At 69.5% G+C, this 21,751-nt stretch carries 21 protein-coding genes; 13 read left to right on the forward strand and 8 right to left on the reverse strand.

Going from position 1 to position 21,751, the window contains the following annotated elements:
* The first annotated feature begins 91 nt into the window (after nucleotides 1–91).
* The 3 genes from QMQ26_RS20420 to QMQ26_RS20430 all read left to right on the forward strand — a co-directional run bounded on the left by QMQ26_RS20420 (nucleotide 92) and on the right by QMQ26_RS20430 (nucleotide 2,293).
* On the forward strand, nucleotides 92–1,555 hold the full coding sequence (locus QMQ26_RS20420; RefSeq protein WP_100836780.1) for an NCS2 family permease: 1,464 nt from the start codon (nucleotides 92–94) through the stop codon (nucleotides 1,553–1,555).
* 121 nt (nucleotides 1,556–1,676) lie between these two features.
* Nucleotides 1,677–1,877, forward strand: a complete 201-nt coding sequence (locus tag QMQ26_RS20425) for a type II toxin-antitoxin system VapB family antitoxin (protein ID WP_282202247.1) — start codon at nucleotides 1,677–1,679, stop codon at nucleotides 1,875–1,877.
* Complete coding sequence (locus tag QMQ26_RS20430) at nucleotides 1,874–2,293, forward strand: PIN domain nuclease (protein ID WP_282202248.1); 420 nt, start codon at nucleotides 1,874–1,876, stop codon at nucleotides 2,291–2,293. The genes QMQ26_RS20425 and QMQ26_RS20430 overlap by 4 nt, the downstream gene beginning before the upstream one ends.
* 97 nt (nucleotides 2,294–2,390) lie before the next feature.
* On the opposite strand, the gene QMQ26_RS20435 is transcribed toward QMQ26_RS20430, so the two are convergent.
* Genes QMQ26_RS20435 through QMQ26_RS20445 form a run of 3 tightly spaced genes read right to left on the reverse strand, consistent with a single transcriptional unit; the run spans nucleotide 2,391 to nucleotide 4,138 of the window.
* Nucleotides 2,391–2,909 (reverse strand): NUDIX domain-containing protein, encoded by a 519-nt coding sequence (locus tag QMQ26_RS20435; protein ID WP_282202249.1) that lies wholly within the window; start codon nucleotides 2,907–2,909, stop codon nucleotides 2,391–2,393.
* A 52-nt stretch (nucleotides 2,910–2,961) separates the two neighbouring features.
* Nucleotides 2,962–3,429, reverse strand: a complete 468-nt coding sequence (locus QMQ26_RS20440; protein ID WP_282202250.1) for an NUDIX domain-containing protein — start codon at nucleotides 3,427–3,429, stop codon at nucleotides 2,962–2,964.
* Nucleotides 3,416–4,138 carry a DUF5919 domain-containing protein gene (locus QMQ26_RS20445; protein ID WP_282202251.1) on the reverse strand — a complete coding sequence of 241 codons (723 nt, stop codon included), beginning with the start codon at nucleotides 4,136–4,138 and terminating at the stop codon, nucleotides 3,416–3,418. Before QMQ26_RS20445 ends, QMQ26_RS20440 begins: the two co-directional genes overlap by 14 nt.
* Before the next feature lie 215 nt (nucleotides 4,139–4,353).
* Between QMQ26_RS20445 and QMQ26_RS20450 the strand changes: the two genes are divergently transcribed.
* Together QMQ26_RS20450 and QMQ26_RS20455 are read left to right on the forward strand one after the other, a co-directional pair.
* Nucleotides 4,354–4,740 (forward strand): hypothetical protein, encoded by a 387-nt coding sequence (locus QMQ26_RS20450; RefSeq protein WP_282202252.1) that lies wholly within the window; start codon nucleotides 4,354–4,356, stop codon nucleotides 4,738–4,740.
* Nucleotides 4,741–4,835: 95 nt separating this feature from the next.
* Nucleotides 4,836–5,084 (forward strand): hypothetical protein, encoded by a 249-nt coding sequence (locus QMQ26_RS20455; protein ID WP_282202253.1) that lies wholly within the window; start codon nucleotides 4,836–4,838, stop codon nucleotides 5,082–5,084.
* Between the two features lie 115 nt (nucleotides 5,085–5,199).
* Here QMQ26_RS20455 and QMQ26_RS20460 read toward each other — a convergent pair whose 3' ends face one another.
* A complete protein-coding gene (locus QMQ26_RS20460) occupies nucleotides 5,200–5,694 on the reverse strand; it encodes a hypothetical protein (protein WP_282202254.1) in 495 nt (164 codons plus the stop codon).
* 184 nt (nucleotides 5,695–5,878) lie between these two features.
* Here QMQ26_RS20460 and QMQ26_RS20465 point away from each other — a divergent pair, with 184 nt between their 5' ends.
* The 3 genes from QMQ26_RS20465 (at nucleotide 5,879) to QMQ26_RS20475 (ending at nucleotide 8,712) form a co-directional block, all read left to right on the forward strand.
* Nucleotides 5,879–6,424 carry a DUF1707 and FHA domain-containing protein gene (locus QMQ26_RS20465; protein ID WP_111554768.1) on the forward strand — a complete coding sequence of 182 codons (546 nt, stop codon included), beginning with the start codon at nucleotides 5,879–5,881 and terminating at the stop codon, nucleotides 6,422–6,424.
* A 149-nt stretch (nucleotides 6,425–6,573) separates the two neighbouring features.
* A complete protein-coding gene (locus QMQ26_RS20470; RefSeq protein ID WP_100836774.1) occupies nucleotides 6,574–7,008 on the forward strand; it encodes a MarR family winged helix-turn-helix transcriptional regulator in 435 nt (144 codons plus the stop codon).
* Nucleotides 7,009–7,146: 138 nt separating this feature from the next.
* Complete coding sequence (locus QMQ26_RS20475; RefSeq protein ID WP_449768960.1) at nucleotides 7,147–8,712, forward strand: MFS transporter; 1,566 nt, start codon at nucleotides 7,147–7,149, stop codon at nucleotides 8,710–8,712.
* Between the two features lie 2,566 nt (nucleotides 8,713–11,278).
* Here the strand turns inward: QMQ26_RS20475 and QMQ26_RS20485 are convergent.
* Nucleotides 11,279–11,866, reverse strand: a complete 588-nt coding sequence (locus tag QMQ26_RS20485) for a GNAT family N-acetyltransferase (protein ID WP_282202255.1) — start codon at nucleotides 11,864–11,866, stop codon at nucleotides 11,279–11,281.
* A gap of 62 nt (nucleotides 11,867–11,928) precedes the next feature.
* On the opposite strand from QMQ26_RS20485, the gene thpR reads away from it, so the two are divergent.
* The gene (gene thpR, locus QMQ26_RS20490) at nucleotides 11,929–12,489 is read left to right on the forward strand and encodes an RNA 2',3'-cyclic phosphodiesterase (protein WP_282202256.1); all 561 of its coding nucleotides are present in this window, start codon (nucleotides 11,929–11,931) and stop codon (nucleotides 12,487–12,489) included.
* Nucleotides 12,490–12,520: 31 nt separating this feature from the next.
* Here the strand turns inward: thpR and QMQ26_RS20495 are convergent, their stop codons facing one another.
* Nucleotides 12,521–14,290, reverse strand: a complete 1,770-nt coding sequence (locus tag QMQ26_RS20495) for a glycoside hydrolase family 35 protein (protein ID WP_282202257.1) — start codon at nucleotides 14,288–14,290, stop codon at nucleotides 12,521–12,523.
* A gap of 667 nt (nucleotides 14,291–14,957) precedes the next feature.
* Between QMQ26_RS20495 and QMQ26_RS20500 the strand changes: the two genes are divergently transcribed.
* Together QMQ26_RS20500 and QMQ26_RS20505 are read left to right on the forward strand one after the other, a co-directional pair.
* On the forward strand, nucleotides 14,958–16,079 hold the full coding sequence (locus tag QMQ26_RS20500) for a ParB N-terminal domain-containing protein (protein ID WP_282202258.1): 1,122 nt from the start codon (nucleotides 14,958–14,960) through the stop codon (nucleotides 16,077–16,079).
* On the forward strand, nucleotides 16,072–16,935 hold the full coding sequence (locus QMQ26_RS20505; protein WP_282202259.1) for a DUF6551 family protein: 864 nt from the start codon (nucleotides 16,072–16,074) through the stop codon (nucleotides 16,933–16,935). The genes QMQ26_RS20500 and QMQ26_RS20505 overlap by 8 nt, the downstream gene beginning before the upstream one ends.
* Before the next feature lie 750 nt (nucleotides 16,936–17,685).
* Here QMQ26_RS20505 and serC read toward each other — a convergent pair.
* Both serC and QMQ26_RS20515 read right to left on the reverse strand, forming a co-directional pair.
* The gene (gene serC / locus QMQ26_RS20510) at nucleotides 17,686–18,810 is read right to left on the reverse strand and encodes a phosphoserine transaminase (protein ID WP_100836769.1); all 1,125 of its coding nucleotides are present in this window, start codon (nucleotides 18,808–18,810) and stop codon (nucleotides 17,686–17,688) included.
* Nucleotides 18,811–19,038: 228 nt separating this feature from the next.
* Nucleotides 19,039–20,139: a citrate synthase 2 gene (locus tag QMQ26_RS20515; RefSeq protein ID WP_100836768.1), complete on the reverse strand. Its 1,101-nt coding sequence runs from the start codon at nucleotides 20,137–20,139 to the stop codon at nucleotides 19,039–19,041.
* A gap of 516 nt (nucleotides 20,140–20,655) precedes the next feature.
* On the opposite strand from QMQ26_RS20515, the gene pdxH reads away from it, so the two are divergent.
* Nucleotides 20,656–21,279: a pyridoxamine 5'-phosphate oxidase gene (pdxH, locus tag QMQ26_RS20520; protein ID WP_100838536.1), complete on the forward strand. Its 624-nt coding sequence runs from the start codon at nucleotides 20,656–20,658 to the stop codon at nucleotides 21,277–21,279.
* Between the two features lie 267 nt (nucleotides 21,280–21,546).
* The gene (fxsA, locus tag QMQ26_RS20525; RefSeq protein WP_100836767.1) at nucleotides 21,547–21,720 is read left to right on the forward strand and encodes an FxSxx-COOH cyclophane-containing RiPP peptide; all 174 of its coding nucleotides are present in this window, start codon (nucleotides 21,547–21,549) and stop codon (nucleotides 21,718–21,720) included.
* The last annotated feature ends 31 nt before the right edge of the window (nucleotides 21,721–21,751 follow it).

The following is a 21,751-nucleotide window of genomic DNA, read 5'->3' on the forward strand; positions in this document are numbered from 1 at the left end:
CGTGCACGACCGGCGTCGACATACTGAAATGCCCCCACCCTGGCTTCCCCCCCCTGGCCTCCCCGGCCTCTCCCGATCGAGGACCCCCGACATGTCTCCGCAGGCCCAGTCGACCACCGCGTCGCCCGAGCCCTCCCAGAACCCGCCGCAGCCCCCGTCCGGCGCCCTGGACCGCTTCTTCAAGATCTCGCAGCGGGGCTCCACCCTGCCCCGCGAGATCCGCGGTGGTGTCGCCACCTTCTTCACGATGGCGTACATCCTGGTGCTCAACCCGATCATCCTGGCCTCGGCCACGGACATGAACGGCACCCACCTCAACGGCGGCCAGCTGGTCACCGCGACCGCGCTCACCGCCGGTCTGACCACCCTGCTGATGGGCGTCATCGGCAACGTCCCGATCGGCCTCGCCGCCGGCCTGGGCGTCAACACCATCGTGGCGCTCCAGCTCGCCCCCCAGATGACCTGGCCGGACGCGATGGGCATGGTCGTCCTGGCCGGCTTCGCGATCATGCTGCTGGTCGCCACCGGCCTGCGCGAGCGGGTCATGAACGCCGTCCCGCTCGGCCTGCGCAAGGCCATCGCGATCGGCATCGGCCTGTTCATCACCCTGGTCGGCCTGGTCGACTCCGGCTTCGTCTCCCGCATCCCGGACGCCGCCCACACCACCGTCCCGCTCCAGCTCGGCATCGGCGGCCACCTGCACGGCTGGCCCGTGCTGATCTTCATCCTCGGCCTGCTGCTCACCATGGCCCTGGTCATCCGCAAGGTGCCCGGCGCGATCCTGATCTCGATCGCCGTGATGACCGCCCTCGCGGTGATCATCCAGCAGTTCGCCGACCTCTCCGCCGAGACCTGGGGCCTCACCGTCCCCGCCTGGCCCGGCAACCCGGTCGCCACCCCCGACTTCGGCCTGGTCGGCCACTTCAGCCTGTTCGGCGGCTTCCAGCACGTCAGCGTCCTGACCGGCATCCTGTTCGTCTTCACCGTGCTGATGAGCTGCTTCTTCGACGCGATGGGCACCATCCTCGGCGTCGCCGACGAGGCCCACCTGCTCGACGAGAAGGGCGACCTCCCGGGCATCAACAAGATCCTGATGGTCGACGGCATCGCCACCGCCGCGGGCGGCGCGACCTCCTCCTCCGCCAACACCTGCTTCGTCGAGTCCACCGCCGGCGTCGGCGAGGGCGCCCGCACCGGCTTCGCCTCGATCGTCACCGGCGCGCTCTTCCTGCTCGCCCTCTTCCTCACCCCCCTGGCGACCATGGTCCCCGCCCAGGCCGCCACCCCCGCCCTGGTTACCGTCGGCTTCCTGATCCTGGCGAACTCCATCAAGGAGATCGACTGGTCCGACTTCACCATCGCGATGCCGGCCTTCCTGACCATCGTGATGATGCCGTTCACCTACTCCATCACCAACGGCATCGGCTTCGGCTTCATCACCTTCTGCCTCCTGCGCGTCGTCGCCGGCCGCGCCCGCACCGTCCCGATCGCGATGTACGGCGTCGCCGCCGTCTTCGCCTTCTACTACCTGATGCCGGCCCTCGGCCTGCTCTGACGCCGCCCGGCCCCACGACGGCCCTCCCCCGCGCCGCGGGGGAGGGCCGTCGGGCTGTTCGGTATCGGGCGAGGGGTGATCTCGACATCATGGGGGTCCGCCGGCTGACGGAAGGACGACCATGACGCGTACGGTCATCGACCTCGACGACGACCTGCTCGCGGAAGCCCAGCGGCTCTTCGGGACCTCCACCAAGGTCGCCACGGTGAACGCCGCCCTGCTCGAAGCGGTCAAGCTCGCCCGCCGGACAGAGTTCGCGGACGCCGTGGCCAGCGGGGAGTTCGACCTCCTCGTCGAGCCCGGTGACCGGGCGGTGGCGTGAGCCGGGAGCACTTCCTGATCGACAAGTCGGCCCTGGCGCGGTGGGGCAAGGCAGCCGTCCGCCCGGTGCTCGACGACCTCTCCCAGCGGGCCCTGCTCGCCGTCAGCCCGACGGTGGAGATGGAGGTGCTGTTCAGCGCCCGCACCCCGGCCGAGGCCGAGCGGCTGCGCCACCTGCTCCGCGGCTTCGACTACCTGCCGTGCCCCGACGAGGTGTGGGGCCGGGCGAAGCAAGTGCAGCAGCAGGCGTTGTTCCGCGGGAACCACCGGGCGCTGTCGATGGCGGACCTGCTCATCGCGGCCACGGCGGAGCGGCACGGCGTCAGCGTCCTGCACTACGACGGCGACTACGACACGATCTCGGCCATCACCGGGCAGCCCACCCGCTGGGTCGTACCGGCGGGGACGGCCGACTGATTCCCTGCCCGAGCGGCTGACGCCCTCCCCCGCCAACGGCATCGGCCCCGCCTCCTGCACGCCGTCGCGGGCCGCGCCCGCAAAGTCCCGGTCCGGTTCACCAGGAGTCGAGCGAGACGCCGGGGCCGTTCCGGAGGTAGCGGTGGAGGGCCGCCCCCGTGGTGGGGACGAACTCCTGCGGGAGGGCTTCGGTGCTCACCCAGGCGACCTCCGAGTGCTTCTCGGGCTCTCCGTTGTGGAGGCTGCCGGACCATTCGTGCGCGGCGAACACCACGGTCAGGAAGCCGTTGGGGGCCTCGACGCCCCGTGCTCCGCGGATGACGTGCACCAGGTTCAGGGCGTCGGGCGACACGACGAGTCCGGTCTCTTCGGCGAGTTCGCGCACGGCGGTCCGGGTGATCGGCTCGCCCGGCTCGTTCTTGCCGACGGGGAGGTCCCACATGCCCTGGGCGAACTTGGCCTTCGGGCCGCGCCGGAGGAGGACCACTCGTCGGGCCTCGCGGTCGTGGACGATCACCGCGGCGACCAGCAGTGTCATCGACTCGGTGGCGGGCTTGAGCGCGACGGACTGATCGGTGCTTGTCCGGTCCGCGGGTTCGGTTCCTTCCGGCGGCATGGCTGGCGGCCGGGCCGTTCCCTGCGGTCGGTTCGGCGCTGGTGGGCGGGGGTCAGCGGACCGCCGGGCCTCGTCCGGAGCGCCAGTCGGCGAGGCGTTTGCGGATGCTGGGGACCATGGGCAGGGCGTCCGTGTCGGCGGGGTCGAACCAGGCGACCTCGGAGGACTCGTCCGAGGTGCGGAGGTCGCCGCCGACCGGGCGGGCCAGCAGGCAGACGGAGAACTCCTGGCGCACCTCGCCGTCGTCGTAGGCGAAGACGTGGCCCGGGTTGGTGTACGTGCCCACGATGCCGGTGATCTCGACCCGGATGCCGGTCTCCTCGAAGGTCTCCCGGATGCCGCAGCCCGCCAGCGACTCGCCCAGTTCCATCCGGCCACCGGGCAGCGCCCACATCCCGTTGTCGACGCGCCGCTGGAGCAGGACGCGGCCAGCGTCGTCCACGACCACCACCGAGGCGGCCGGGACGAGGCTGTTGGCCTTCGGCGCGCGCGGGTCGTCCTCGTAGTCACGCCTGGCCACGCGGTGCCTCCTCCCAGATGTCGCGCCCACGGCCCCAGAGTTCCTCCACGTGCTCGGCGAACCGGTCGAACATGCCGTCGTCCTGCGCGCGCCGGAGGTGCATCATCGGTGAATCGTGACCGACCCGGCGGGCCAGGATCGGCGTCACGATCATCTCGTCGTCGAAGCGGAAGACCGAGAGGCTGACGTGCCCGGTCTCGAAGCGCCCCTCGACGTTCCCGACGTCCCGGAGCCGCTGCAACTCACTCATCGTCACGGCGATACGTGTGGACAGGGTGAGCGGAACGCCCTCCTCGGCTTCGCGGGCCTGCGTGACCGGGCTGTCCGGATCGCCGATCAGGAACCTAACCCGGCACCCGGCCAGGGCCTTGCGCCGCAGCGCGCCGGCCAGGTTCGCCTGCTCCAGCCAGAGGAAGTAGTTGGTGTAGCCAGCGAAGACCAGTTCGTGCTGCGCCTTCGTAATGAGTGAGCGCCAGAGCGACGCGGGTGCCGCCGACCGGTACGGGAAGACCTGGACGACCTCACGGTCCGGTCCGGTTCTGAGCGCCGAACGAACGGCTGTGGGCCACAACGTAGCTTCCTCCTCTCCCAGCGCTTCGCATGCCGCCCACCTGTGTCGGGCGCGGGGAACGCGGGCCGGGTTGACGATCCATCGGTTGACCGTCTTGCCGTCGACGCCGCACACCTCTGCGAGCTTCGCTTCGGTCATCTTGGCACTTGCCATCGCATGGCGGAGAGCGTGGTTCAAAGTTCACCCCTTGAGCCTGTGCGGGACGAGACGAAACGTACCGACGGAACGTCCCGAACGTCCCGCGAACGCAGTGGGAACGTCCGGAAAGACGGCAGATCATCTGAGAGTGACGGCGCGTTAACCAGAAGTGATCGCCGTTGGCCCATTCACTGTGAGAGACAGGTGAGCGACAAGTGCTGCACGCTGATGCGCCAATGGGTGCGAGGGGTGTGCTCCGGCGTTTCCTGCGGGAGGGGTTCGCGGAACCCGAGGCGGCAGCGGAGTTGTTGGGGCGGGCGTTTCGGATGGCGCGGTTGGAGCCGCCGCCGGGACTGTCGCCGGTGCGCCAGTCGGACGTGCCCAAGGAGTTCGTCGGTGCCACGCTGGGGTGCGCGGGGTTGCCGTGGATACGGCAGTTGGCCGAGTCGTTGCTGGAACTCGCCTTCCTCCGTGGTGAGTTGCATGCGGTGGTGGTGGCGTTTCCGGAGCTGGATCTCGGCAGTCTGTCGGACAAGTACCTGGAAGTCCTCAGGCTGATCACCCCGGACGGGGCACTGCACGTACTGGACGGTGTCTCGTGAGCAGCGGACAACCAGGTTATCCGGCGGAGGACTTGCGGCACCGGGCGTGGGCGGTGGCCGATCGGCTGGCGAAGGCTTGCGGCCAGGAGGTGAGGGTGGCGGAGATCCCCGGCGGGTACCGGGTCTCCGTCCGCCTGTACGGCGACGGGATCGACGACCGGGAAGTCCTGGACACCTTGGCCGCCGGCGACCGCTTCGGGCACTCCGGCTCCCACCGCCCGCAGGGCGACAGCCGGGACAAGGGTGCCGTGTGGTGCGAGGTGTACCTGGAACCGCCGCCACGCCCGGGCGTTGCGCGACCGGAGACCGTTCGGACCGGGTGTCACGGTAAGTGGCCGGAGTAGGGGTGGTCCCGCTCGAAGCCGCCAGGCCGGGCTGGCGGGCAGCGTTCGCGGGCGCTGTGGCCGGTGGGGAGTTCGGCCTCCTCGACGAGGCCGGGGAGGCTCGTCCGGCGTCCGGTCAGGGGAGGCGGCCGGTGCGGGAGGAGCCGGGGGGCCACAGGACGTCGACCGGTAGGCCGGCGGCCCGGGCGGTGGCGACCATGTCGGCCGTTCCGCCCGGGCCGTTGCCGGGGCGGCCGTCCCAGACCGCGATCAGGCGGTCGGCGAGGCGTAGCAGTCGGTCGTTGGCGGCGACGTACGCGGCCGGGTCGAGTCGGGCGGCGGGCAGGACCAGGACCCGGTGGGCGGCGGCCCGGAGGCGGTCGAAGGCGGCGCGGTCGGCCGGGTCGGTCGGTGGGGGCGGGTAGTCGGGGCCGGGCAGGACGGCGAGCAGGCGGGCGCCGCGGGCCAGGACGGCCTCCGCGAACAGGGTGTCGGCGCCCGGGGCGAGGCAGGAGACGCCGGTCAACTCCGCGGCGGGGTACGGCGCGAGGAGGGCGTCCAGGGCGGTGCGGACGGCGCGGGCGGTGTCCGGGGCGAGGTCGAGGTGCCCGGTCACGGCGATCACGGGCATGGCGGGCGCTCCCCGGGCTGGACGTCGGTGCTGTGCCGGATACTGCCAGGACGGCGGCCCGGTGGGCGGGAGTTGGCCCGGATCGGGCCGAAAACCGTCCGGCCGTACGGGAGTCGGGCCCGTCCTGCGGAGCGGGGCCCGCCGCGTGCTGGACAGTGCGGGTCGCCCGCCCGACAATCACGCTATGGCCGCTCAGGAGTTCAGCACCCAGCTCGCCCGCCCCTCGCAGGCCGAGCGGGACAGCGCGCTGGAACTGCTGCGGGACGGGGTCGGCAGCGGCCGGCTCTCGCACGACACCTTCATCCGCCGGATGGAACTGGTGCTGACCGCCCGCAGCCGCGCCGAACTCGCCGAGGTGGTCGGCGACCTGCGCACCTACGGGCCGGTCTCCCGGGCGTTGCTGCGCACCGTCGCCAGGGTCTCCGCGCTCCAGGTCCGGCTGCGGCAGACCTGGCACGCCGAGCAGCTGACCAGGCTGCGGCTGCCCGACCCGGGCGTGCGGCGGCTGCGGATCGGCCGGATGACCGGCTCCGACCTCCGGCTGGGCGACTCGACCGTCTCCCGGCGCCACGCCGAGCTGCGCTTCGAGGCCGGCGACTGGGTGCTCTACGACCTGGGCTCCAGCAACGGCACCTACGTCAACGACCGCCGGGTGGCCGGCGGCACCGTGGTCCGGGCCGGCGACCGGCTGCGCTTCGGACGGCTGGGCTTCCACCTCACCGCGGACTGAGCGCGCGCACCGGGCCGGGCGGAGCGGGCGGCCGGGCGGGGCGGAGCGGGCGGCCGGGCGGCCGGTGTCGAGTCGAACGGACGGACGCCTCGCGCGCGTGCGGCCGAAATCAATTTTCCTTAGACTCGGTAATGACGTAGGCTAAGGACATGCCCGAGATGTACGAGGACGACCTGCTGGCGGTCAGCCAGCTGCGGTCGGCCGCGATGCGCCTGGCCCGCCGGTTGCGACACCAGCGGGTCGAGGAGTCGCTGAGCCCCACCGAGATGGGGGTGCTCGGCACGCTCGCCCGCTGCGGCAAGGCGACGCCGGGCGAGCTGGCTCGCAAGGAGCACGTCCAGCCGCCCTCCATGACCAGGATCATCGCGATGCTGGAGGAGAAGGGCCTGGTGCGGCGCGAGCCGCACCCGGAGGACCGCCGGCAGGTGGTGGTCAGCAGTACGGAGCAGGCCGAGGAGATCCTCAACGAGTCCCGCCGCCGGCGCAACGCCTGGCTGGCCGGGCTGGCCGAGGGCCTCGACGCGGAGGAGTGGGAGCGGCTCAAGGCGGCCGCGCCCGTGCTCTACAAGCTGGCCAACCTGTAGCACCGCCCCGACCCCGTCCGACCCGTCCGACCTCGTCCCGGGTGAACGAAGGAGAACCGCATCACCGCAGGACCCACCAGTGCCACAGACCGCACCGCGACCGCCCGACCGGTCGCGGTGTGCCGAGGGGAGACCATCTTGACACCGCCGGCCGCCCGCGCCGCCGCGATCCGCACCGCGACCATCCGCACCGACCTCCGTACCGACACCCGGCGCCCGGTCACCCGCCCCGCGGGCCCGCGCCACGAAGAACCGCTCATCGACGAAGCGGCCGCCACCACCGGGGCGGCGCCCGCCGGCGCCCCCGCCGCGCAGAGCCAGGCACCCGCCTCCGCGGGCCTGCCGGGCAGCGGCGACGACGACCCCGACGAACGCACCGCGGCGGTGACCCCCGCCGCTTCGCCGGGCCGGTTCACCCGCCCGGGAGGGATGTTCTCGTCCCTGCGCATCCGTAATTACCGGTACTACTTCGCCGGCCAGGTGGTCTCCAACACCGGCACCTGGATGCAGCGCATCGCCCAGGACTGGCTGGTGCTCAGCCTCACCGGCAGCCCGTTCGCGGTCGGCATCACCACCGCCATGCAGTTCCTGCCGATGCTGCTGCTCGGCCTGTGGGGCGGCGTCCTCGCCGACCGGCTGCCCAAGCGCCGCCTGCTGATCGCGACCCAGGGCGCGATGGGCCTGCTCGCCGCCGTCCTCGCCGTGCTCACCGTCACCGGTGCCGTCACGCCCGTCGTGGTGTACTTGTTCGCGCTGCTGCTCGGCCTGGTCACGGTGGTCGACAACCCGACCCGGCAGGCCTTCGTCAGCGAGATGGTGCCCGCCAAGGACCTGGCCAACGCGGTCAGCCTGAACGCCGCCAACTTCCAGACCGCCCGCCTGGTCGGCCCCGCCGTCGCCGGCGCGCTGATCGCCGCGGTCGGCAGCGGCTGGGCGTTCGCCGTGAACGCGTTCTCCTTCGTCGCGGTCATCGGCGGCCTGCTCGCCATGCGCAGCAGCGAACTGCGCCCCGTCGAGCGGATCGCCCGTGAGCGCGGACAGCTCCGCGAGGGCCTGCGGTACGTCAAGGAGCGCCCCGAGCTGCTCTGGCCGATGGTGCTCGCCGGTTTCATCGGGACCTTCGGCTTCAACTTCCCGACCCTGCTCTCCGGTTTCGCGCACGACACCTTCCACGTCGGCGCGGGCGCGTACGGCCTGCTCAACACCGCGATGGCGGTCGGCTCGCTGACCGGCGCCCTGCTCGCCGCCCGCCGCGGCGCGCCCCGGCTGCGCCGCCTGGTCTTCGCCGCGTGCGCCTTCGGCGCGCTGGAGGTGCTGGCCGCGTTCGCCCCGGGCTACTGGACCTTCGCCCTGCTGCTCACCCTGATCGGCGTGTTCGGCCTGACCTTCAACACCTCGGTCAACTCGGCCCTCCAGCTCGGCACCGACCCCGAGATGCGCGGCCGCGTCATGGGCCTGCTGGTCCTGGTCTTCACCGGCGGCACCCCGATCGGCGCCCCGCTGGTCGGCTGGATCACCGCCCAGTACGGCCCGCGCTTCGGCCTGCTCGCCTGCGGCCTGGTCTCCGCCGCGGCGGCCGGCGTGGTCGCCCTGGTGCTCGGCCGGATCAGCGGCCTGCGCCTGCGCCTGGACCCGCACCCGGTGCGGACCCGGGGCCGGGTGTTCTCGGTGGTGCAGAAGGACGACCTGGCGACCGCCTGCTGACGGCAGGCCCTCTGGCCATACAAGTGAGAGCCAGGCGGTTTGTTGTTCCTGATTGCTTGGCATATAGGGCCTGCAGCAGCGAAGGATCTGTGAGACGCGACACCCGCCCCGCGTCTCAAATATTCTCATGCTGCCTCGGTGTCCTGTCTCTGCCGGGATCTCTTTTGGCTTCAATTGTGATGAGGCGCCGCGAAAAACAACATTGTTTTCCGTGGCGCCTCATCACAGGCCAGTCAGGCCTGAGGAATTATTTGCCAAATTTCGGCAGTGGAAAATCTGTACCTTCTCTAGATCTATCTCTGCCCGGTTCGCCAGTGGCGGTCCTGGTCAGATCCCCCTACGGGCCGAACGTCGTTATCCAGGCGCAGTACCACGGCATCAGGTCGGGGGTATGGCCAGGGCGGCATCCGACGAGGAATGCCTTTACCTGGGCCCATTGGAGTGGCGTCTCCGTAGAAATGATTCGATGGGCAGTGCTCTTCGGGATCTGAAATCCAGCCGCCCGAGCGTTTGCTTCGATAGATCGATATGAAAGACTTCCGGATTCGATGCGATACTTGCGAAGTGCGTTTTGGAACTGAAGGACCATGTGCGAGTATTCGGATTTTTCTACAGTGGGAAAATTTTTCTGCCGCACAATTCGAGACAATTCCTTCAAGTCTCGGATGCGAGCCCTGGTGCGAGCCATTTGGTTCTTTTCCCGGGCGGCATCCAGCAGTCGGTAGGCTTGTCGGAGTTGAGTAGATGTGCCGCCACAGGCCAGAACATATGCGCCCACGGTTTCGACGCGAGGGACACTGTCCCCGCCGAGGTCGGCGCGGGAGAAGGTTGATGCGGAGCAGTAGCGTCGACCGCCAGTCGCCTCAGCCATCTCTTTGTAAGTCATTTTTTTCCTGCCCGACCGAAAACGAAGGCGGCGGAGGAATTTTGCTAGCTCCTCCGCCGCTCCTGTGGATACTTCGGCCTTTGGGCGGCCAGCCACAGCTACCAGCTCAATCGCCAGCGGCTCCGGAGAGCGCGAGTGGTTAGGTATCCGGCTGCTGCGGTGATCGTTGATGTTTCCGCCGCAACCCAGGCCGGTGTGTTCGGCAGAATGGGTTGTAGTAGGATAATAATTACAATTGCCACCAGGATACCCATAGGGCCCACCGGAAGGCTTCCGTGGCGCCATCGAGGTGTGGCGGATCGGGACACAAAAACCCCTCTCTAGTCGGTTATGATAAGATTTTCGCTGGCTGCGCCACGCGCTGTTGAGCCCACATGCTCCCAACCTCAGCCATCTGTTTGCAAGTCATCCCCCGTTGGGGATACCCATGTCCCAGGCGTGCGAGTGAGTGTCGGTCGGTTCCCGCGAGGCGAAAATTTGAATCCTTGCAGTTCAGGCACGTTCCCTCGGATCCTATTAATTCGAAAATTTTGATCAGTGTCCCGGCTGGGATCGTTGCCAGGCTTCGGAGCAGACAAGTGGTGATCGTGGGAGTCTTGCCCCTGCCGGCCGTAGAATCGCGTCCTGACGTCTAGGATCTGTCCAGCCGATCATGTGACTTTCGCCTGGTGCGGTCGTTGGTTCGTCATGGGGCGGGATCTGACAGATGCCGAATGGAAACGGCTGCGGTCGGTCCCGCCGGTGGCGGTACCACCGGCGGGTAATCGACAGGATTCTGCAATGGATGCGGACCGGTGTGGACTAACGCGACCTGCCCGAGCGGCTCGGGTGGTGGAAGACGGTCTGCGAACGTCACCGGTTGTGGTCGGCAGCCGCGACGTGGGAGCGCCTGCTCCAGCAGGTCCAGGCCGAAGCGGACGCGGCTGGGACACCTCGGTCGAATCCACGATCGTCCGGACGCATCAGCACGCAGCCGGAGCCCGTACCGATCCGCCGCCGGCCCTCGCCTCAAAAAGGGGGCCGGGCCGGGAGAACGCCAGCACGAGACGCCCTGGCAGAGCCTGGCCACCCGCTTGGTGGAGGTGGTACCGGACGTGAGCGCCTGGGCCGCTCGCGCGGCGAGTTCAGCAGCAAGATCCGCCTGATTGGGGACAGCCACTGCCGCCCGCTGTCTCCTGTTCTTACCGTTGGTCTGCGGGCGGGCTGCACGCAGTTCGAGTCTGTACTGGAGAAGGTCCGCATCCTGCGGATCGTCCCTGGCAGACCTCGGAAGACGCCGGTCAGCCTGGCCTGCGACAAGGAATACAGCAACGGCCCGTGCCGCGCCTGCCTGCGTAGATGTGGCATCAGGCACGATCCCGGAGAAGGCCGACAGCCAGGTCGTTCGCCCTCGCAAGGGCTCGCACGGCAGATGGCCGCCCGGCTTCGACGAGGAGCGGAACAGGAAGCGAAACACCGTCGAGCGGGCCGTCAACAAGCTTAAGCACGCCAGAGCAGTCGCTACTCATTGCGACAAACACGGTTACGTCTTCCTCGATACCGTCACTGCGGTAGCCCTCGCCATGTGGCCCCACACATGACCGGCCGGACAGCTCCTAACACCGAGGCGCCGACTGAGGTAGGAGCTCCACCGTCCTGTTTTCCTTCAGGCAAGCTATGCGATCCTGGCCACATCACGCCTCAAGTCGTGCGCAGCTCCAGCAGCTGCCCGGGCCACGGGCCGGTCGGCCGGTCCTCGGTGAACGCGGCGGTGCGGGTGAACCCGAGCCGCTCGTACTGGGCGACCAGCCGGCCGTCGCCGCCCGCGTAGCAGTCCACCCGCAGCAGGCCGACGCCGCGCTCGCGGGCCAGGCGGCGGGCGTCCGCGATCAGGGCCGCCCCGACGCCCGCCCCGCGGTGGGCCGGGTCGGTCACCAGCCAGCGGACGAACAGCTCCGGCTCGCCCGCCGCCGGGAGGCCCGCGGGGGCGCGGTCGGCCAGCACGCAGATGCCGAGCGGGCCGCCCTCGCCGCTACCGCCCGCGACGCGGTAGGCGCCGCCGTCACCGCTACCGCCCGCGCCGTCGCCGCTACCGCCGTCGGGCCAGGCGATCCGGACCAGGTGCTCCGCCGTGACCCGCTCGGCCCGTTCGACCGCGCCCGGACGCCGCGACCAGGGCACCGGGCCCCACTGGTCGGTGCGGCCCCGGGCGGCCAGCCAGTCGACCGCGCCGTCGAGCAGGGAGAGCAGGACGGCGGCGGACTCCGGTCCTCCGGTACGGATGCGCATGCCCTTCTTTCTATCCGACGCTCCGGCCGACCCGCGGGCAGGGGGTGCGGCAGGATGACGGGATGAGGCTCTTCGTCGCCGTGAACCCGCCGGCCCGCGCCAAGCAGGAACTCGTCGACGCCGTACAGCCCCTGCGAGCCCTCCCCGGCGCGGACCGGCTGCGCTGGACCGAACCCGCCGGATGGCACCTCACGCTGGCCTTCCTGGGCGAGGTCCCGGCCGACGAGGTGGCCGCGCTGGAACGGGAGCTGGCCCGGCTGGCGAGCACCCACTCGGTGCACCGGCTGCGCCTGGCCGGGGCCGGCACCTTCGGCGAACGGGCGCTCTGGGCGGGCGTCGAGGGGGACGTCCAGGCCCTGCGCCGGCTGGCGGCGGACGTGCGGGCGGCGCTCGACGCCACCGACGAGGAACGCGGCTTCCACCCCCACCTGACCCTGGCCCGGGCCGCGACCACCCGCGGCCGCGGGCCCGACGGCCCGGGCGGGCCGCGGGCGCTGGCCGCCCCCCTGCGGGACTTCCGGGGCACGCCGTGGACGGCCGCCCGAATCCAGTTGATGCGCAGCGAGACGGGCTACGGCCCGGCCCGCTACACGGTGGTGGAGGGCTGGCCGCTGGGGGCGTGAACGCCGGGGGCGCGGGGCCGCGCGGCGGGTCTCAGCCCAGGTCCGGGGTATCGCGGAGGACGACGCGGGCGGGGGCGGTGGTGCCGAGTTCCAGCAGGGCGAGTGTGTTGGGGCCCGGGCGGAGGAGGGGCCAGGGGCAGTACAGGGCGTGCTGGGGGCCGCGGGCGTCGTAGCGGCCGAGCAGGAAGCCGTTGACCCAGAGGTAGCCGTGCCCGCCCTCGGGGACGGCGAGGAAGGCGTCGCCGGGGGCGTCGAGGTGGAGGGTGCCGCGGGCGAGGAGTTCCGGGGCGGGGGCGCCGGGGGACCAGGCGGCGGGTTCGGGGAGCGGGTCGAGGACGAGCGGCTCGGCCTGCCAGCCGTGCAGGTACTGGCGTTCGTGGCGGACGCCGGTGAGGCCCTTGGCCTCGCCGGTCTGCGGCCCGTAGTTGACCCGGCCGAGCGATTCGACCAGCAGCCGGATGCGGGCGCCGCCGCCCGCGGCGACCGGCTCGGCGGGAACGCCCCGTTCGAGCGAGGCGACGTGCTCGCCGTCCACCCGCAGGGCGGCCCGGTCGCACAACCCCTCGACGGTGAGCGGGAGTTCGGGGCTGAGCGCGGGCACCGTCGCGGTGTAGCGGACCAGGCCGTGCTCCAGCCCGAGCTCCTCGAACGACGGCGGCACGGGGGCGGTGACGGCGGGCCCGAACGGCAGCTCGGCGCACTCGTCGAGGAGCACCTCGCGGGCCGCCAGCAGCGGTGCGGGGGCGGGCAGTGCGGGCTCGCGCTCGTCCAGGTAGCGGACGAGTTCCGGCTGCTCGGCGGCGAACTCGGCGATGACCTGCCGGAAGGCGTCGAACTTGGCGGTGGGCAGGCCGCGTTCGTCGAGCGGGGCGTCGTAGTCGTAGGAGGTGGTGGTCGGCTGGTAGGGGGAGTGCGTCCAGTCGGTGGAGTTGAACGGCGGGTCGGCGTGGTTGGCGCCGGCGGTGGTGCCGAAGTTGGTGCCGCCGTGGGCCATGTAGAGGTTGACCGAGCCGCCGGCGGCGAGCAGGCGGCGCAGCGTGTCGGCGGCGTCGGCGGCGTCCCGGGTGTGGTGCGGCTCGCCCCAGTGGTCGAACCAGCCGTTCCAGAACTCCATGCAGAACGGCGGGTCCTCGGGGCGGTGGCGGCGCAGCACGGCGAAGGCGCCCTCCGGGTCGGAGCCGAAGTTGACGGTGGCCAGCACGCCGGGGACGGTGCCGGCCGCGAGCAGGTGGTCCTCGGGGCCGTCGGAGGTGAACAGCGGGACGGCGATCCCGCGCTCGCGCAGCCCGCGGGCCAGGTGGTCCAGGTACGCGGCGTCGCCGCCGAACGACCCGTACTCGTTCTCGACCTGCACCATCAGCACGCCGCCGCCGGGGCGGCCCCACTGCCGCCCGACCACCTGCGGGAGCAGCGCGTCGAAGTAGGCGTCGACGGCGGCCAGGTACTCCGGGTCGCTGCTGCGGACCCGCCGGCCGAGCCGGGCGGTGAGCCAGCCGGGCAGCCCGCCGTTGTCCCACTCGGCGCAGATGTACGGGCCGGGCCGGACGATCGTCCACAGCCCCTGCCGGTGCGCCTCGTCGAGGAATGCCCCGAGCTCGTCCAGCCGCGCGTACCGGCCGGGCGCGGGCTCGTGCAGGTTCCACGGCACGTACGTCTCGACCGTGTTCAACCCCATCGCCCGCACCGCCGCGAGCCGGTCGGCCCACTGCTCGGGGCGGCTGCGGAAGTAGTGCACCGCGCCGGACAGGATGCGCAGCGGCCGCCCGTCGAGGCGAAACCCGGTCGAGTCGTAAGTGAGCATGCCCCCAGCCTGCCCAACCGTAACGAGCCCAGCCATCGGCGGAGCCCAACAGCGTGTCGGTTTCGTCGGCGCACCGAAAGAAGAGAGGCACAGCGGAGCGTCGATAAAGCACCATCTGTGGCCTGTCGACAGAGTTGCACCAGGACGGCTGCCGGTGATGATCGGCACCAGCAGGTATGTGTATTTCGTGATGCCGACCCAGTGAAGTTGGATCACTGGGCACGGGGTAGAGATGACTGCTGGGAACTCTTCGTGGGCTTCACTGGGACTGACTACCGCCGGCACCTTGGGCTGGTGTGGGGCATCGCCACAAAGCGGACGACGAGGGCGGCCGCTGACATCTTTGCGACATGCTACGGAGTCCTGTCAGTGTGTGTCAGTAGCAGCGCGATGCATGCGCGCCAATTGCATCGATACTGGGCTGGCCGGGCATGCAAGGCTGCAGTAGCTGGAACGCCGATCTTCCACTGCGGCTGTGGGACATGCCGGTAGACCGGAACGGCCGTTGGGGCGCTGAACTGGTCCGTTCAGGCCCTGGACAAGCGAGTCTGAAGGCGTATGCGCAGGTGGTGCAAACGACAGGCGACCATATAGCCGGCATCAGAGCGATTCGCCTAGGTGTTCGCTCTCGGTCCTCCCGGGAGCGTAGCTATCGGGTGACAACCACATGGGCTCAGGTGCGGTATGTGACGATTCATTTGCTGGGTACCGAACGCAAGTTCAATCAATCGATAAAATCGAACAATTGATCCGAATTGGCCCTGTCGGCGGACCCGAGACAATGCTTATTATATTTTTTCACGCATTATTCTCCGGTTGCGCTGCCTGGGTGGATCGGATAGCTTTCTTTCTCATGGCGGATGGATTAAACCGTCTTGTGGGAAGGGTGGAAGTGGAAAGTTTGGATGTCGCCATCAGTGATCTCTCGGTGACGAGGCGGCCCCATGGTCGCGGAAACCTGCAGCCGCTGGTGGCTTCCATCAGGAAATGCGGACTTCTGGAGCCGTTGCTGATCGGCCCGGACGGGGTGCTCCTGAGTGGGTATAGGCGGCATGAGGCCAGCATTGCAGTCGGGCTCGAAACGGTCGAATGCGTTCGCATTGCTGACGTAGTAGAGGCATGTTCGATTGTTCGCGAACATCTTCTTCGTGTGCCATGTGAAGGGGCGGTTCCGATGACTGTCAGGGAGCGCATGGATCTGGCGATGAGCCTACACTCCCTTCCGAAGCCCGATGTGGACTTCTCGATGGACTTTACATATGACACCCATGTAGCTCCTGCAGTCGGCCTTTCATCTAGAGTTTACTGGAGAATTCGGTCGACCATCGGAAAATCCAATGAAAGTGCAAGCGAGCCTGGTTCTGATGCTTTGCGGGCGCGCAAGGTCTTGTCTCTCATGTTGGAGGCTGTCGATTTCGAGTTTGCGGGCTGGTCTTCGGCGAAGGTTGTCGCGCATTTGCATGGACTCCTGCGGAGTGGGGGCGAGATTCCGAATTCATTGGATAATATTGCTCCGAGGGTTGGTAGGGCGAGTTTCTCCCACTGGGCCCCCCTGCCGGAGCAGCCAAGTGATTATATTGCAGGGAGTGGCGCGACAAGCATTAGGTCTTGTGCGGACATCAGGCGTGCGGTGGATGCCCTATCGGGTGTTTGTGTTGGGCTTTCCGGGGTTGTGGAGGTGGGGGAAATGGGCAAGGGGGATCGCGACTATCTTGTACGAGAACTGAAAACCTGTAAGCGAGTGTTGATTCATATGCTAAAGATCATGCAGGGGGTTTCGGATGTCTAGTGAAAAGGGCGGGTCGAAGGTGGCGCTGGCCGCCGAGTCAAAGATTGAGATGTTGATGCCGTCGATGGTGACGACAGATGGACGAGTCAATACTCGTCCTATCGATCGATCTTGGGTGAAGCGAAAGCTTCGCGAGGGATTCGACGTGAAGCGCCTTGGTGTTCCGACTGTGTCGCAACGTCCGGACGGTGAGTATATTTGGCTGGATGGACAGAATCGCGGGTCGCTATGCGTGGCTGCAGGGTGCGGTGATGTGCCGATCAACATGAAGGTCTTCCGCGGACTTTCTCTGCGAGAGGAAGCGGAACTCTTTCTCGGACTGAACGACAATCGCCGGGTTCAGCCTATTTACAAGTTCATGGCGGAATATACGGCGGGGAGGGAGGAGGCTGTGGAGATCGTTGAAATTGCAACTGGTCTCGGATGGTCGGTCTCCGATGGCGGAGCGCCGAATTCCATTCATGCCGTGGCTGCGCTCGGTGCTATTTACCGCTCCACCCCGGATCGCCCCGGGCGAACCCTGCGGGACGTTCTGGCCATCATTGCGAAAGCATGGGGGTACTCGCCGGATGCTGTCAATGCACACATCATCACCGGGCTCGCCTCGGTGTTGAACGACGCCGAGGGAATCGATCACGCGACGCTGGTCAAAAAGCTCTCTAGTCATGGTGGGGGGCCGACCAGCATCCTGGGCAAGGGGCGAGGTTTGCGTGAGGCTGTCAACTGCCGTGTCTCGGAGGGCGTTGACCAAGTCATCCGTGGCATTTACAACGCTGGTAGGCGGGGTCGGTCCCATCGATTGGAGACTTGGAACGCGGCGGTTGCCCGACGAGGAGCGGTCCAGGAACAGCTGTGAGAACAACCAGGGACTGAACCTTCAAGGTGATTCCGCCCGGCGGTGGTGTGTACAGGCCGATCGACAGCTTGCCGGCAGGTAAATGTTCGAGGGGGTGAAACCTGAGGTGTGGGCCGGCTCTGGTGGGGGCGTGTGTGAGGCGGTGCGTTCGACCGACTAGTCTCGGTGTGTGGACCCGAAGACCCGTATGCGTATCGTCACCGGCGCGTTCGTTCTATTGCTCGCTGTAGTGATCATCAGTGCGATTGTGCAGAAGTAGCGGAAGCAGCGGACCTGCTTGCCCGGACAGGGGGGTGCACAGTTGGCCAGACCATGTCGGGACTCGCGCTGCCCGGCAGCGGTATCCCCGATGGGTGAGGCGCTGCGACATGTCGGCGTCTCTGGTGTGGATCAAGTACACCACCCGGAGACTGTTGAACGAGGTCGTCGAGGCAGCGGCTTCGGCTACCGCAAAGGCTTCTCTTCGGGCGTGAAGCGGTGGTAGAGCGAGCCCTGGCCAGGCCTGAAGACCCGCATGGGTGACGTCGTAGCCCCGCAGGCCGTAGACACTCGGCGGTGGCCTTCAGAAGGCCCACCGCGAGCAGATCCCATTCCTGCTCCGTATGGGTAGGAACGCTGGAATTTGGAGGAGCCGGTCCTCTTTCTATGGCGGAGAATCCAATCGACAGGAGAGCTCTGTTGGCGCGTTGCTCCAAGATGCGTCAAAGCCCCGGACCCTCGCAGGCCGGGGCTTTGACGGAGGCGGGCGGGTCAGTCGTTCAGGTGCTCGACCACGTAGTCGATGGCGCCGGTGAGCTTCTCGACGTCGGCCGGGTCGACGGCCGGGAACATCGCGATGCGCAGCTGGTTGCGGCCCAGCTTGCGGTAGGGCTCGGTGTCCACGATGCCGTTGGCACGCAGTGCCTTGGCGACCGCGGCGGCGTCGACCGAGTCGTCGAAGTCGATGGTGCCGACGACCTGGGAGCGCTCCTCGGGCTTGGCCACGAAGGGCTGCGCGAAGGAGGACTTCTCGGCCCAGGAGTACAGGATCGAGGAGGACTCCGCGGTGCGGGCCACCGCCCAGTCCAGGCCGCCCTGGCCGTTCAGCCACTCCAGCTGGTCGGCCAGCAGGAAGAGGGTGGAGATGGACGGGGTGTTGTACGTCTGGTCCTTCGAGGAGTTGTCGATCGCGGTCGGCAGGTCGAAGAACGGCGGGACGTACCGGCCGGAGCCGGCGATCTCCGCGGCGCGCTCCAGCGCGGCCGGCGAGAAGGTGGCCAGCCAGAGGCCGCCCTCGGAGGCGAAGGACTTCTGCGGGGCGAAGTAGTAGACGTCCGTCTCGCGGATGTCGACCGGCAGGCCGCCGGCGCCGGAGGTGGCGTCGACCAGGACCAGCGAGCCGGCGTCCGCGCCCTCGGGGCGGCGGATCGGCATCGCGACGCCGGTGGAGGTCTCGTTGTGGGTGAGGCCGTAGACGTCCACGCCCGCCTCGGCGACCGGCAGCGGGTGGGTGCCCGGGGCGGTCTTGATCACCGTCGGCTCGGCCAGCCACGGGGCGGCCTTCACGGAGGAGGCGAACTTGGAGGAGAACTCGCCGAAGTCCAGGTGCTGCGACTTCTCGCGCACCAGGCCGAACGCGGCGATGTCCCAGAACGCGGTGGAGCCGCCGTTGCCGAGCACGACCTCGTAGCCCTCCGGCAGCGAGAACAGCTCGGCGACGCCCTGGCGGACGCGCTTGACGATGTTCTTGACCGGGGCCTGGCGGTGGGAGGTGCCCAGCAGGGAGGTTCCGGTGGCGGCGAGGGCACTCAGGGCCTCGGGGCGCACCTTGGAGGGGCCGCAGCCGAAGCGGCCGTCGTTGGGCAGATTGTCGGCGGGGATCTGAATCTGAGCCACCCCCGCAGCCTATCCCCCGGACGCGCGGCGGCGGAACGCCCGTCCGGCCGCTGAGACGTGATCTTGCCCGCCCCGGACAGCCCGCACCGGGGCGCGTGACCCCTGGTCAGGGGGCGTGCGCTCGCCCGGCGGCGGACGTGTCCGAACTGACGCTCCGTCAGCTTTTCACCCGGAAGTGGCTCCGAGGGCGGCTCCGGGAGCGGTTGCGGGAGCGGTTCCGGAGGCGGGTCAGCCGCCGATCTGGTCCCAGCCCTCGATCTCCTGCGGCTTGCGGGAGCTCGGGCCGATGTAGCGGGCGGCCGGGCGGACCAGCCGGCCGGTGCGCTTCTGCTCCAGGATGTGCGCCGACCAGCCGGCGGTGCGGGCGCAGGTGAACATCGAGGTGAACATGTGCGCCGGGACCTCGGCGAAGTCCAGCATGATGGCGGCCCAGAACTCGACGTTGGTGGCCAGGACGCGGTCCGGGCGGCGGTTGTGCAGCTCCTCCAGCGCGGCCTTCTCCAGCGCCTCGGCGATCTCGTAGCGCGGCGCGCCGAGCTCCTTGGCGGTGCGGCGCAGCACCCGGGCGCGCGGGTCCTCGGCGCGGTAGACCCGGTGGCCGAAGCCCATCAGGCGCTCGCCCTTGTCCAGGGTCTTCCGCACGTAGGCGGCCGCGTCGCCGGTGCGCTCGATCTCCTCGATCATGCCGAGCACCCGGGAGGGCGCGCCGCCGTGCAGCGGGCCGGACATCGCGCCGACCGCGCCGGACAGCGCCGCCGCGACGTCCGCGCCGGTGGAGGCGATCACCCGGGCGGTGAACGTGGAGGCGTTCATGCCGTGCTCGGCGGCCGAGGTCCAGTACGCGTCGACGGCCTTGACGTGCTTCGGGTCCGGCTCGCCGCGCCAGCGGATCATGAACCGCTCGACGATCGTCCCGGCCTTGTCGATCTCGCGCTGCGGGACCATCGGCAGGCCCTGGCCGCGGGCCGACTGGGCCACGTACGACAGCGCCATCACGGCGGCCCGGGCCAGGTCGTCGCGGGCCTGCTCGGCGGAGATGTCCAGCAGCGGCTTGAGGCCCCAGACCGGGGCGAGCATGGCGAGGGCGGACTGCACGTCGACCCGAATGTCGCCGGAGTGGACCGGGATCGGGAACGGCTCGGCGGCCGGCAGGCCGGGGGCGAACTTGCCGTCGACCAGCAGGCCCCAGACGTGCCCGAAGGAGACCTGGCCGACCAGGTCCTCGATGTCCACCCCGCGGTAGCGCAGCGCCCCGCCCTCGCGGTCGGGTTCGGCGATCTCGCTCTCGAAGGCGACTACACCCTCAAGGCCGGGTACGAAATCCGACATCAGAACGGCTCCTTCAGTGATCCGACGCGGCGGGCGGCCATGGTGGGGCGGCACGCCGGTGGCCGATGGTGGTTGGCACTCGGTGTCAGATTGTCAGGCACGGAGTGCATTGCGCCATACACCGTGACGGTGATGTTTCCCCCACGGGCCGCTCGAACCCCTGTCGGCTCCGGCTTCCTCGACGGATTTTCGGGACGTCCCGGGCACCAGCCGGACGATTTCCCGCGCAGTGGGCCGTGGAGCGGTGGCGAGCCACCCTATCCCCAGCCGTTCGCCCGGACGCAGCGGCGCCCGGCGCTTGTCGTACGGGATGATGGAGGGGTGCCTACCGCGGAACGCCACCCGAACGCCGAGCCGAGCGCCCCGTCCCTGCCCGCCGGGCCTGCCGGGCCCGCCGGCTCCGCCGCGCCTGCCGGCTCCGCCGAGCTCGCCGAGCCCACTGCGCCCACTGCGCCCGCCGCGCCCGTCGCGCCGACCGGGCCCGCCGGGGAGCGGCCCGGGCCGGACCCGTCCGTGATGCGCGAGCACTACCGGCACGCCGGGCTGGCCGAGGAGCAGCTCGCCGACGACCCGTACCAGCAGTTCACCCGCTGGTTCCACGAGGCGGGCGAGGCGGGCGTGGCCGAGCCCAACGCGATGGTGCTCTCCACCGCCGACGCCCGGGGGGTGCCCTCCGCGCGCACCGTCCTGCTCAAGGGCTACGACCGGCGCGGCTTCGTGTTCTTCACCAACTACGGCTCCCGCAAGGGCACCGACCTGGCGGCCAACCCGAACGCCGCGCTGCTCTTCCCGTGGATCACGCTGGCCCGCCAGGTGATCGTCGCCGGCCGGGTGGAGAAGGTCGGCCGGGACGAGACCGCCGCCTACTTCCGCACCCGCCCGCACGGCTCCCAGCTCGGCGCCTGGGCCAGTGAGCAGTCCAGCCCGGTGGCCGACCGCGAGGTGCTCGAACAGCGCTACGCCGACCTCGCCGCCCGGTACCCGGAGGGCGAGGGCGTCCCCGTCCCGCCGTTCTGGGGCGGCTACCGGGTCGTCCCGCGCAGCGTGGAGTTCTGGCAGGGCCGGGAGAACCGCCTGCACGACCGGCTGCGCTACGTCGCCACCGCCGACGGCTGGCAGGTCGAGCGGCTCTTCCCCTGACGGGCGCCGGTTCCCCAGTTCGAGTCCCGATAGCACGGGCGGTCGAACGGCGGTACCGCCGAACGGGCGAAAACGCGTCGGCTGATCCTCCCTCAACTGCCGTACGGGGTACGGTCGGCGGTGCCGATCGCGGGTTTTCGAGCGGGGGTTGCCGGTAACCGGCGGGGGCTATGCTGTGCATCGGTGTCAGGCCGCAGTGACTCACGACACTGTCTTCCGGCTGCGGCGATCCCCCGTCCGCACGCCTCAGTGAAGAAGGCAACGCCGATGACCACTGCCCTCGCCGAAGACCTGACCGAGCCCCGGGTCGCCCTGGAGCGCGCCGCCCTGGCCGACCTCGCCGCGCTGGACGCCGAGGACCTCACCGCCCAGATCGCCCGGGTGCTGCCGGACGCGGCGGCCCGCCAGGTGGCGGTGGCCGCGTTCCAGTCGTCCATCTGACCGTACGGGAACAGCCGAATCGGTTCGCCCG

The organism is Kitasatospora fiedleri (genome assembly GCF_948472415.1).
In the GTDB taxonomy this organism is placed as follows: domain Bacteria; phylum Actinomycetota; class Actinomycetes; order Streptomycetales; family Streptomycetaceae; genus Kitasatospora; species Kitasatospora fiedleri.